The organism is Bradyrhizobium sp. CCGUVB23 (assembly GCF_024199885.1).
In the GTDB taxonomy this organism is placed as follows: Bacteria; Pseudomonadota; Alphaproteobacteria; order Rhizobiales; family Xanthobacteraceae; genus Bradyrhizobium.
This window is the reverse complement of sequence record NZ_JANADQ010000001.1, coordinates 8418848-8428423: the sequence shown is the minus strand read 5'-3', so window position 1 is coordinate 8428423 and position 9576 is coordinate 8418848. Positions and strand designations below refer to the sequence as shown.

Genomic DNA, 9576 nt, shown 5'->3' with positions numbered 1-9576 from the left:
GGGCCTCCAGAAAATCCCTGTGCGCGTTGTTCAGCGCACTCGAAACCCCTCGGTACACCCGCTCAAGGTGAACTCAATGCGAAAGCTGCAAAGCATGGCCGTGAGCTTCTGGACGCGCATGACGAGGCTCCTGAGATTGCCGCATGCCCCTCTCACGGCCTGCACCGGAGGCAGGGGCCAACATTCATGTGACACAACCAGACGGACCGGCTTCCGTCTGTGCGCCATTTCACACTTGTAGCTACATTTTCAAGCAAGCCCATGGGATGGTAGAGCGAAGCAACGCCCATCAAACTCGGTCAGGTCTGGGTTTCGCTAGGGCTCAACCCATCCTACGTGCTCCCGCGAGACGCATGCCAAGAAAACGCAAGAGCCGCCTTCGCAGCTTTCGGCGCGGCGCTCTGTGGGCGCGACGCAAGCTCGCGCGAGCTCCGCGAGCGGTTCGTATCACTGGTGTCGCCGCGATCCTCCTTGCGGTCCTGGCGCTGACGAACATTGTCTATCACGTGGTCCGCAAGCCGACCGAGTTGTTCTTCCTTGTCGGCAACTCCCTCGACAAGGAGCCGGCCGAGACGTGGCGACAATACGGGCCGCTCTTCCGCAAGCATTCCACCGATACGATCACACCCGAATTGCTGGCCGCGCTGGCGCAGGTCGAGAGTTCAGGCAATCCGGTCGCGCGCACCTACTGGCGCTGGCGATTGAGCCCCAATCCCCTCGCGCTTTACCAGCCCGCCTCCAGTGCCGTCGGCCTCTACCAGATGACCAATCCGGCCTATGCCGAGGCTATCAGGTTCTGTGTCCGTGGCAACGCGGTCACCGATAGCGGCTGCGGATCGACCGGCTTCTATATCCGCGCAATCCCGAGCCACGCCATCGAACTGGCATCGGTGTATCTGGACCGCAATGTAGCGGCGGTTCTCGCCCTCGCGGGCGATGTGAAGGCAAGCGCGCAGCAGAAGCAGGATCTCGCCGCGCTCATCCATCTCTGTGGCGCGGGTCCCGCGCTAGCCTACGCACGCCGTCACTTTCAGATGATGGCCGGCGAGCGCTGCGGCGATCATCTCGTCGCGGGCTATGTCTCCAGGGTCAACGCGATGAAGCGGCAATTCCTGCGCCTTGCGGCGGATGATGGCTCGTAGGATGGGTAGAGCGCAGCGAAACCCATCAATTGCCGCGGCGAAGATGATGGGTATCGCTTCGCTCGACCCATCCTGCAAGCTTTGCTGCCCCCACTACGCTGCGTCGACTTCCCCGGGCAAACCGCTCGGCGTCGGCCCTGCCACAAGCCCGTCGAGACTGACCTGCAGCAGATCGGCGATATGCATCAGCTGGTAGAGAGGAATGTCCACCTCTCCATTCTCGGCACGTGACACAAACCCGGGCGAGACGCCGATGAGCTCCGCCAACTGGACTTCGGTGTAGCCGCGAGTCTCGCGCGCACTTCTGACACGCGCACCAATCTGCCGCCTGTGCCGGGACTGCTCTTCCTCGGTCATCATGGCGGCCTGTTCGTCCGGGCTCGCATATCCATCCACGAACGCGCTGCCGATCAGCCTCCCCTTGCGCCACGCGACCCGACAGTCCTTTCGCAGTCCGTTGCTGAAGACCAACGTGAATTGCTCCGGGATCCATCGCGAGCTGTTGAGTGCCTGGCGGGTGCCGGTGCCGGAAACATCGCGGATCGTACAGGGCACGTTGATGATGCGGCCGGTGCCGTTGTCGAATTCGATGATGCCGGTCCTCAGCGTGTGATGTCTGACTGCAGCACGATACTCGCTCATGACTCGTACGCTCCCGTAACCTGCGGCAACGTCGAACGGCGTATCCGACGCATCCGTAAAATCCAGGCATAGATACCGCAGAATTTTTCCTTAATTCCTAAACCTCCATTGGTTCAACCGAGACCGGAAGCCATGGTAAAGGATTCCCTCCCAATCAATCTTTTCCGGCAGAATGTCTGCTGAGGGTAGATCGGCTCGCAGCCCGTAGGATGGGCGGAGCGCAGCGAAACCCATCAATTGCCGCAGCGAAGATGATGGGTATCGCTTCGCTCAACCCATCCTACAAGCCTTGCCCACCGTACAGACCTGCAGCCGTGGCTAGCCGGTTTTCTTGGCCCGCAGCGCTTCGTGGGGGTGGCGACGATCGCCGCGTCGATTTGACTTGCGAACGTAGGTGACGAGGGCCTCGGGGTTCTCGAGCTTGATCTTCAGCGCCGCGACCAATGCATCCTCGGCGTCGATCGTGAGCGCCTTGGCGCGCATCCCGAGCTTCAACCCGACGGTATAGGATGTCATAGCAGGCTCCTCTGGCAGGCTCGATCGATGCTTCGAGACAAAACCGGATCACAAATGTTCTATCAGGGCCGGCGAACCCAGTTCGTCGAACCGAAACAGCTGAAAGACCCGCTGGCCGTTGAAGTCGAGGACCCTCAGATCATCGGTCTCGTGCAGATTGCTTTCGACCGCCTGAAAGTGCCCGCCGTAGCGCGCTCTCGCGAGCGCCAAGGGAACCTCGAAGCCGACGAACTTGCCGATCCCCTTGTTCCTGAGCACCTCAAGGAGCCTCTGGTCGTTCAGGGACTCGTGCGATGTAAGAATGAGCAGCGGCCCGCTCGCCGTGAGCAGCAAAAGCGATTTCATCGCATCCTCCTTTGCTCCCTATCTGATCTTCGCCAAACAATCCTTCAGGCGCTCCAGCTCGGAACGAACCTGCGTCTCCATGGTGTCTTGCAGTGCGCTTATGCCCCTGCTGGACAATTCCGCGGAGGCCTTCCTGTCCAGATTCTGCTTCCAGTCCCGGATGGCTTGCTTGGTGGCCCTTTGGGCCTCCGACGTCGCCTTGAGGTACTCCTTCATGCAGGCGTCGGCCATCGAGCATGTCTGGCAGTCCTGGGCGGAGGCCGGACTTGAAAGAAGCAGGGCGAGTATCGCGGTAAGGACTCTCATTGCACTTCCTCCACGCCATACCATAGCACAACGCACCGCGTGCCGAGGTCGCCATAAATTCTCCCACACCTTCGCGTTGTCTTGATCACGACGGCGGCGGGAACTATCCTCAGCAATCTCGGACTGCCGCACTCATTCCGTTGACGAACGGACTGAATGGAGAGCGCATCGGTGCCTGAGTCGCACGACCCCAAGCCTGACGACCCCAATCCGGACGACCCCATGCCGGACGAGCCCAAGCCGGATGATCCGCAGGGCCCGCAGCGCGCCGACGGCGAGCTGACGCGGGCCTATGAACGGATCAAGAGCGCCAATGAAGAACTCGCGCGGCTGGACCGACTGGTTTCCGGATTGGAACGCGGCGACAGCCCGCCCCCGCCAGCCCCGCCAGTAGACGCCGGTGCGGAACGAGCCGACGCTCCCCCGGACAAGGCGCCGCCGCCGCAAAGCAACGTTCGCCCTCAAGGCCTGAAAGCGGACCGGCCCATGCTGCGCGCCTTCGTTGGCCTGTTACTGGCGATAGGCGTCCTCGGTGCTGCCTTCGCTTCGCAATATCGCGACGAGGCCAAGGCGATCATGGCGCGATGGGCCCCACCGGCCTCGAATCCGCCCCCGGAGGTATCAGACGTTCGCAGTCCGGCGCAGCCGCCAGCGGTCCAGCTGGCTGCCGCGGATGAGCCGACGTCCGTGCCGGCACCGCCGGTCCCCAGGGAATCGGAAAAGCAAGCGAACAAGGAAGCGCAAAAGCAGGCAGAAAGCGCTCCGCCGGCCGCCGCCACACCGCCCGACCAGGCATCCGCCGAGCTTACGCAATCGCTCAAGACCATCACGCAGTCGCTTGCGAACATCAACGACAAGCTCGAGCAACTGAAGAACAGTCACGAGCAAACGCTTCGCGAGCAGGCCGACGCCATTCAACAACTCAAGACGGCGCAGGAGAAAGATGCGGGGGACAATGCGCGCCTCGCCGCGCAGGTCCAGGCGTTGCAAGCGCAGCTTGCTGCGTCATCCGCGAAACCCGCCGCTCGGACCGTGATGAAGGAGAACGACACGGCTGCGCGCCAGCACATAGCCGCACCCGCACCTCGGCGGCCCAGGCCGCCGCGAGAACACTGGATGCCCCCGCCCTACATGATGGACCCTTACGGCTATCCGGAGTGGTGAGCCCTCACGATGGGTAGAGCGTATCCCGTAGCACGGGTGGAGCGAAGCGATACCCATCATCTTCACCGCGGCAAATGATGGGTTTCGCTGCAGCGAAACCCATCCTGCACCCTATGCACTTTCGCTCAGAAGAACCCCGGGCTGAGATCCAGCCCGTAGGTCAAGCTCAGCACGAACACGAACAGCGCGGCCGCGGCGAACAGCGCCATATGCCTGAGAATGAACGCACGCGGCGACGCGGTGGCAATGACAGCTTTCTGCGCAACGGGCATGACGGCCTCCAGTATGATTTCCAGAAATGACCGCTCAAAACGCGGCGGCCCCATCAAGCCGCGCGATCTGCAAAGCAACCATTAAGGAGATCACGTCCGTTTTGAACGGCCATACATAACGAGCCGCGCAGCAAGCGTAGCCCGTAGGATGGGTGGAGCGAAGCGATACCCATCGATCGCGGTTCGGAAAGACGATGGGTTTCGAAGAGCTCAACCCATCCTACAAGCGCTACCCCGCGCCTCGCATCACTTGCCCGCGGGCACCCAATCCACCGTGTTGAGGTCCGGCAGTTCAGGATGACGCGTGTCAGGCGTTTCGGTCCTGTAGAAATTGACAAGATCGCGAACGGCGACGAACTCGGCGTGGTGACGATCCCGCACCGGGCCGGGAATCGAGGCCAGGCCCGCGAAGACCGGTGCGATCTCGTTGAATTCTCCAGGCATCTGGTTTTCACCCTTGTCGCGAAACCGTCTCGCCTCGGCAAACACCGAGAGCCCGACCTTCCAGCACTTCTCCTGCACATCCTCATCCAGCGCGGCCGGCTTCAGGGTCAGCAGATAGGCCGGGCGTAAGGACCAGTAGTGGTTGCCATCGAGTTCGCGTGAGACCTGTTTCACCCAATCGGGATGTTTCTCGAGGCTCGCCAGAGTAGCCGTTGCGCCTCCCTCATTGTCGGGGTGGCGCACGATGTAGTCGACACTGGGAGAGATGGGCCAAACCACGGCAGCCAATGAAGCCGCGATGCCGATGACGAATACGGCGCGCGAGCCCAGATAGCCTCCCACCATCACGGTCAGAGGCAGCAGGATCATCAAAGAGCTAAAAAGCCAATGGAAAGGCGCAATGGAGTCGTCGAGGCGACGGAAGAGAATCTGGAACATGAAAATTTCCAGCACAATGAGTCCGACCATCGCCATGAGAAATCGCAGAATCCCGTAGGGCGCCCACGCCTGCAATCTTCCGTCGATCAGCAGGACGACAAACGCGGCTGACAGCGTCAGCCAGCGCAAAGGAGGCATGAGAACCATGATGCCGAGGCCGGCTTCCCGCCCCCCACCAAAGGGACTGGGCACGCCTGGTATTTGCTCCACAAGAGCCCAGAGCCACAGGGTGACCAGGAAGCTGGCAATCAGGAGCGACGCCGCGAGCGCGGTCTTCATATCCATCTGGTCACCTTGGTGATGAATGCGGATGAGCGTGGCGTGACCCGGATCGAGCGCAGCGTAATCGGCGTATCGTCCCGCGGGCTCCAATTCCGGATTGCGCTGCGCTTCATCCGGACTACGGTGACGGGCTGTCGCCAAAAACCGCGATGATGAAATAATGCCGATGATTTGCCCGACGCGTCAAGCGACTTCGTAAAATCCGCAAACGCATCACAGGGGTGATCGGCTACTTTGCATGGGGTTGTTTTCGCGCTTTTTGTTTTGCCCCCACCCGGCCCCACCCTCAGGGAATCTCGTACACCGACACCCTGTCCGAGATGCCGCTCAGCGCCACGCTGCGTCGCGTTGGGCTTAGGCCGCTGGCCTCGAGCAAGGTCCGCGTGTCAGCATGCTCCAGCACCGGCTCCGTCACCACGATCGCGCGTGAGGCGGCAAGTCCCTGGACGCGCGAGGCGATGTTGACGGTCTGGCCAAAATAATCCTGCTGGCCGTTGAGCGTGACCGCGAGGCACGAGCCTTCGTGAATGCCCATCTTGAGCAGCAGGCCCTGATGCTGCCGCTCGGCGCCGAGGTCGCTCATCGCCTCGCGCATGCGGATGGCGGCGGCAATGGCGCGGTCCGGCGTCTCGAAGGTCGCCATCACGGCATCGCCAATGGTCTTCACGATGGCGCCGCGCTCGGAGACGATGATCTCCTGCAAGAGGCGGAAGTGCTCGTTGACGAGATCGAAGGCGACGAGGTCGCCGACATGCTCGTAGAGCCCGGTGGAGTCGCGCAGGTCCGAGAACAGGAAGGTCAGGCTGAGGATCTTCAGGCGCTGGCCGATAGCGAGCGTGTCGGTGCGGTAGAGATCGCGGAAGGTCTGGTTGGTGAGGAGGCGCTTTGCCGTCAGCGCCGGCTTGCGACGCGTCAAGAGATCGTCGAGCGCCTTGTTCGCGACCCACACCGCCGGCAGCACGCGGCCGTCGGTGCGGTTGTCGAGCGCCAGCCGCAGCGGCCCGGGGCGCAAGCTGACCGCTTCGGCAGGCGTTTCCGCCTTGTTGAAGATCATCGAGAGGTTCTGCCGCTCGCTGGTCTCCTCGCCCTTGATATCGAGGAACTGGGCGGTATGCGTCACAGGATCGAACACGATCAACGTGCCCTCTGGCACCTGCAGGGACAGGATGGCCCGCTCGCCCGGCGGCAGGTCGAACGTCTCGAGCGTCACCTCGCGCAGCAGTGTCTCGACGTCGCCCGGAAGATCGATGGCCGAGCTCCAGAAGATCTGGCGATAGTAGTCGGCCAGCGGCAAATCGTCGGGATTGTGGGCCGCGATCTTGCGCACGCGCGGGCTGATCGTGAAGGTCACCTCGACGAGATTGTCGAGCGTCGTCTCATAGCCCGCGGCGCAGAAGGCGCAATGATAATGCGGGCTGTTGAGGGTCTTCAGGCTCTTGTTGGCGGACAGCACACCGGCGCAGCTCGGGCAGATCACGCTCCAGGTCATCTCGGCCATGCCGAGCTGCACCGCATGCAGCAGGCCCGCGACAACGCGCTCCTCATCGAGCCCGGCGCGAACCGCCAGGTCCAGCGCGTTCATGCGGTTCAAGGCATGGTCCGGCGCCTCCCGCACCATGCGCTCGAGCATGTCGACGACGCCTTCGTCGGCCGACTGACGCAACACACCAAACAAGGTCTCGATTTCGCTCATGCGATGATGTTACCTGAACGCGGCGCAAGCGGTAATCCGCTCCCTATCAGCTATGTTTCGCGAGGCTGAGCACAAGCGGTATCAGCCAAATGCTGCGTCACGATGATGGGAGGGACAGGTAGCCCGGATTTCCCTTGCTTTCCCCTCCCCGGCCCCTACGGTGCGCCCGCCTAAAAACGATGGATAAGTTTGACGATGACTGACGCCACGAAATGCCCCACCTGCAACTCCGAGCATGCCTACCAGGATCGCGATCTCTGGGTCTGCCCGGAATGCGGCCATGAATGGAGCACGTCGACTGAGGCGGCTTCGGAAGCCGCGCAGGAGGCGGGCGTGCGCGATGCCAACGGCAATGCGCTTGCCGATGGCGACAGCGTCATCGTGATCAAGGATCTCAAGATCAAGGGATCGTCCTCGGTGGTCAAAGGCGGCACCAAGGTCAGGAACATCCGCCTCCAGGACGCCACCGACGGGCACAACATCGCCTGCAAGATCGACGGCATCGGCGCGATGAATTTGAAATCGGAGTTCGTGCGGAAGGCGTAAGGCGGGTCGGGATCAGCGAAGCGAGGACGACGATGAACGGCAATCGCTACTACGGAGTTCGGGTCGAGGGCGCCAAATATGGCGTGGGCTTCGGTTCGGCGCTGGCCATCGCGATCTCCTACACCAAGAACCATTCGATCCTGTGGGCAATCATCCACGGCATTTTGGGCTGGCTCTACGTGATCTACGCGGCGCTGTTTGGTTGATCGGCTCCTCGGCCGGTAGATGCTCCTTTACAATACTTCGGATTTACGGTATTTCTTTAGGCGTCGCGATCCGAGAGGCCGTCGGTAGCCCGGATGGGCATCCGGGCTACGCAGACCGCTCTTGCTACTTCAACGCGGCGGCCAGCGCGTTGAGCTTCTCAACCAGATTGGTGCCGAGCGCATAGATGACTTCGATGATGGCAAGCGCGATGCCGGCGGCGATCAAGCCGTACTCGATCGCGGTCGCGCCGGACTCGTCAGCGATGAATTTTGCGAAAATGCGCTTCAAAAGCGTATCCTTTCCGGTTGTGCGAGGCATGGCCCGCGCGTAACCGGATAGGATGTGCAATCTACGATTGCGTTAATTCGGGTCTGACAATTTGACGATATGCGAGACGAAGGCTGCGCCGGGATCGTGCTCGCGGAATGAGCCGGCAGGATGGGGCTGGCCAACGGCGCAGGCCCACCCTGCTCTTTCTGACCTCGCTCAGCGCGCGGTGCCGGTCGTGACCGGCGCGGTCGTTGCGGTCGTCACTTTGGCGCGCGGCGTCAGCACGCTCACCTGGTGCGGAGACGGCGCGGTCGTGGAAGCCGCCTGCTGGTTCACATGCGCGGCGCCGAGCAGGCTCACCTGCACGGGCGAGGCCGCAAAGCCATTGGCCTCATAGCTCGGCAGTTCCGCGGCGAAGGCGGCGGTGGCAGCAGCGACCGACATGGCAGCGGCTGCAATGGTTAACGGAATTGTTTTCACACCGAATCTCCTGGGTAGAACGTGAGATCCGGAACTATGTCCTTATGTTGCAGCGCGGTAGCCCACCTTGCTGCATTGCAACAATGCAGATTTTGCAGATGGCCGGACCGTCCTGAACGCGAAATCCCTCCGGCCTGGCGTTCACCCTGCCAAATCTCATCACACCCCCGCCACGCCTGTGACAAGCCGCAATCGCGATTTCAGCGCAAACGCAGCGGAGGGTTGCAGCTTCATCGATTTGGGGAGTCATTTTGTAATGTTGAGCGTGGACCAGACCAAGCAGACCGGAAAATCCGGCCAGCGCAACCGGAAGAAAAAGACGAAGCAGGCCAAGGCCGACGAGCAACACGCGGCCGCAACGGTTCAGTCGCCGGATCCCGAGCCGGAGACCAGTCAGGCAACCGAGCTGGAGACCGGCGTAGACCTCGAACCACAGTTCCCGTCGACTGAGGTTTCTGCCATCGAGACAGCAAACGTGCCGGCCGCTTCGATGGAACTCGTCCCGGTCAGCATGCAGTCGATTGCGGATGCCTATGGCGACTACACCAGGAAGTCACTTGAACGCGCCTGGTCCTTCATCGGGAAGCTTGCGAGCGCGCGCTCACCCGCGGAGGCGTTTGAGCTTCAGATGGAATTCGCGAAGCAGGCGTGTGAATCCTTCGTCGAAGAAACTCAGAAAATCACCGACCTGCACGAACAATTGGTCAAGCAGCGGGTCGTAAACTTTGAGGGCTTCGTGGCCAGGATCACCCAGACCACGCTGGAAGTCCGTGCAACACGCCACTAGCTGGTCGTTCGGTATCCGAGGCTGCGAGGCTCTCGCAAAAAA

Annotated in this window: 14 protein-coding genes; 5 read left to right on the top strand and 9 right to left on the bottom strand. The window is 61.7% G+C overall.

Going from position 1 to position 9576, the window contains the following annotated elements:
- Nucleotides 1-353 precede the first annotated feature (353 nt).
- Nucleotides 354-1142, top strand: a complete 789-nt coding sequence (locus NLN62_RS39335) for a transglycosylase SLT domain-containing protein (RefSeq protein WP_254112267.1) — start codon at nt 354-356, stop codon at nt 1140-1142.
- Nucleotides 1143-1235: 93 nt separating this feature from the next.
- Here the strand turns inward: NLN62_RS39335 and NLN62_RS39330 are convergent, their stop codons facing one another.
- The 4 genes from NLN62_RS39330 to NLN62_RS39315 form a co-directional block, all read right to left on the bottom strand.
- Nucleotides 1236-1784: a helix-turn-helix domain-containing protein gene (locus tag NLN62_RS39330; RefSeq protein WP_254112266.1), complete on the bottom strand. Its 549-nt coding sequence runs from the start codon at nt 1782-1784 to the stop codon at nt 1236-1238.
- Nucleotides 1785-2102: 318 nt separating this feature from the next.
- Nucleotides 2103-2300, bottom strand: coding sequence for a hypothetical protein (locus tag NLN62_RS39325; protein WP_254112265.1), 198 nt, complete (start codon nt 2298-2300; stop codon nt 2103-2105).
- 48 nt (nt 2301-2348) lie between these two features.
- Entirely contained in the window at nt 2349-2645 is a 297-nt protein-coding gene (locus NLN62_RS39320; RefSeq protein ID WP_027526801.1) for a hypothetical protein, read from the bottom strand.
- Between the two features lie 18 nt (nt 2646-2663).
- Nucleotides 2664-2951: a hypothetical protein gene (locus NLN62_RS39315; protein ID WP_027526800.1), complete on the bottom strand. Its 288-nt coding sequence runs from the start codon at nt 2949-2951 to the stop codon at nt 2664-2666.
- Nucleotides 2952-3122: 171 nt separating this feature from the next.
- Between NLN62_RS39315 and NLN62_RS39310 the strand changes: the two genes are divergently transcribed.
- On the top strand, nt 3123-4115 hold the full coding sequence (locus NLN62_RS39310; protein ID WP_254112264.1) for a hypothetical protein: 993 nt from the start codon (nt 3123-3125) through the stop codon (nt 4113-4115).
- A gap of 125 nt (nt 4116-4240) precedes the next feature.
- Here NLN62_RS39310 and NLN62_RS39305 read toward each other — a convergent pair whose 3' ends face one another.
- The 3 genes from NLN62_RS39305 to NLN62_RS39295 all read right to left on the bottom strand — a co-directional run bounded on the left by NLN62_RS39305 (nt 4241) and on the right by NLN62_RS39295 (nt 7244).
- Nucleotides 4241-4387, bottom strand: coding sequence for a hypothetical protein (locus tag NLN62_RS39305; RefSeq protein WP_198031889.1), 147 nt, complete (start codon nt 4385-4387; stop codon nt 4241-4243).
- 246 nt (nt 4388-4633) lie between these two features.
- On the bottom strand, nt 4634-5554 hold the full coding sequence (locus NLN62_RS39300) for a hypothetical protein (RefSeq protein ID WP_156944708.1): 921 nt from the start codon (nt 5552-5554) through the stop codon (nt 4634-4636).
- A 283-nt stretch (nt 5555-5837) separates the two neighbouring features.
- On the bottom strand, nt 5838-7244 hold the full coding sequence (locus NLN62_RS39295) for an adenylate/guanylate cyclase domain-containing protein (RefSeq protein ID WP_254112263.1): 1407 nt from the start codon (nt 7242-7244) through the stop codon (nt 5838-5840).
- A 195-nt stretch (nt 7245-7439) separates the two neighbouring features.
- On the opposite strand from NLN62_RS39295, the gene NLN62_RS39290 reads away from it, so the two are divergent.
- Complete coding sequence (locus tag NLN62_RS39290) at nt 7440-7790, top strand: zinc ribbon domain-containing protein YjdM (RefSeq protein WP_027526796.1); 351 nt, start codon at nt 7440-7442, stop codon at nt 7788-7790.
- Between the two features lie 32 nt (nt 7791-7822).
- Nucleotides 7823-7996: a hypothetical protein gene (locus NLN62_RS39285; protein ID WP_016840760.1), complete on the top strand. Its 174-nt coding sequence runs from the start codon at nt 7823-7825 to the stop codon at nt 7994-7996.
- A gap of 124 nt (nt 7997-8120) precedes the next feature.
- Here NLN62_RS39285 and NLN62_RS39280 read toward each other — a convergent pair whose 3' ends face one another.
- The gene (locus NLN62_RS39280) at nt 8121-8285 is read right to left on the bottom strand and encodes a Flp family type IVb pilin (protein ID WP_027526795.1); all 165 of its coding nucleotides are present in this window, start codon (nt 8283-8285) and stop codon (nt 8121-8123) included.
- Nucleotides 8286-8483: 198 nt separating this feature from the next.
- Nucleotides 8484-8747, bottom strand: coding sequence for a hypothetical protein (locus NLN62_RS39275; protein ID WP_371933072.1), 264 nt, complete (start codon nt 8745-8747; stop codon nt 8484-8486).
- A gap of 256 nt (nt 8748-9003) precedes the next feature.
- Here NLN62_RS39275 and NLN62_RS39270 point away from each other — a divergent pair, with 256 nt between their 5' ends.
- A complete protein-coding gene (locus NLN62_RS39270; protein WP_254113827.1) occupies nt 9004-9534 on the top strand; it encodes a phasin family protein in 531 nt (176 codons plus the stop codon).
- Nucleotides 9535-9576 lie beyond the last annotated feature (42 nt).

Excerpts from the sequence above, each read along its gene's own strand:
- NLN62_RS39335 (WP_254112267.1), top strand. The coding sequence starts at position 354 with ATGCCAAGAAAACGCAAGAGCCGCCTTCGCAGCTTTCGGCGCGGCGCT.
- NLN62_RS39330 (WP_254112266.1), bottom strand. The coding sequence starts at position 1,784 with ATGAGCGAGTATCGTGCTGCAGTCAGACATCACACGCTGAGGACCGGC.
- NLN62_RS39325 (WP_254112265.1), bottom strand. The coding sequence starts at position 2,300 with ATGACATCCTATACCGTCGGGTTGAAGCTCGGGATGCGCGCCAAGGCG.
- NLN62_RS39320 (WP_027526801.1), bottom strand. The coding sequence starts at position 2,645 with ATGAAATCGCTTTTGCTGCTCACGGCGAGCGGGCCGCTGCTCATTCTT.
- NLN62_RS39315 (WP_027526800.1), bottom strand. The coding sequence starts at position 2,951 with ATGAGAGTCCTTACCGCGATACTCGCCCTGCTTCTTTCAAGTCCGGCC.
- NLN62_RS39305 (WP_198031889.1), bottom strand. The coding sequence starts at position 4,387 with ATGCCCGTTGCGCAGAAAGCTGTCATTGCCACCGCGTCGCCGCGTGCG.
- NLN62_RS39300 (WP_156944708.1), bottom strand. The coding sequence starts at position 5,554 with ATGGATATGAAGACCGCGCTCGCGGCGTCGCTCCTGATTGCCAGCTTC.
- NLN62_RS39295 (WP_254112263.1), bottom strand. The coding sequence starts at position 7,244 with ATGAGCGAAATCGAGACCTTGTTTGGTGTGTTGCGTCAGTCGGCCGAC.
- NLN62_RS39290 (WP_027526796.1), top strand. The coding sequence starts at position 7,440 with ATGACTGACGCCACGAAATGCCCCACCTGCAACTCCGAGCATGCCTAC.
- NLN62_RS39285 (WP_016840760.1), top strand. The coding sequence starts at position 7,823 with ATGAACGGCAATCGCTACTACGGAGTTCGGGTCGAGGGCGCCAAATAT.
- NLN62_RS39270 (WP_254113827.1), top strand. The coding sequence starts at position 9,004 with ATGTTGAGCGTGGACCAGACCAAGCAGACCGGAAAATCCGGCCAGCGC.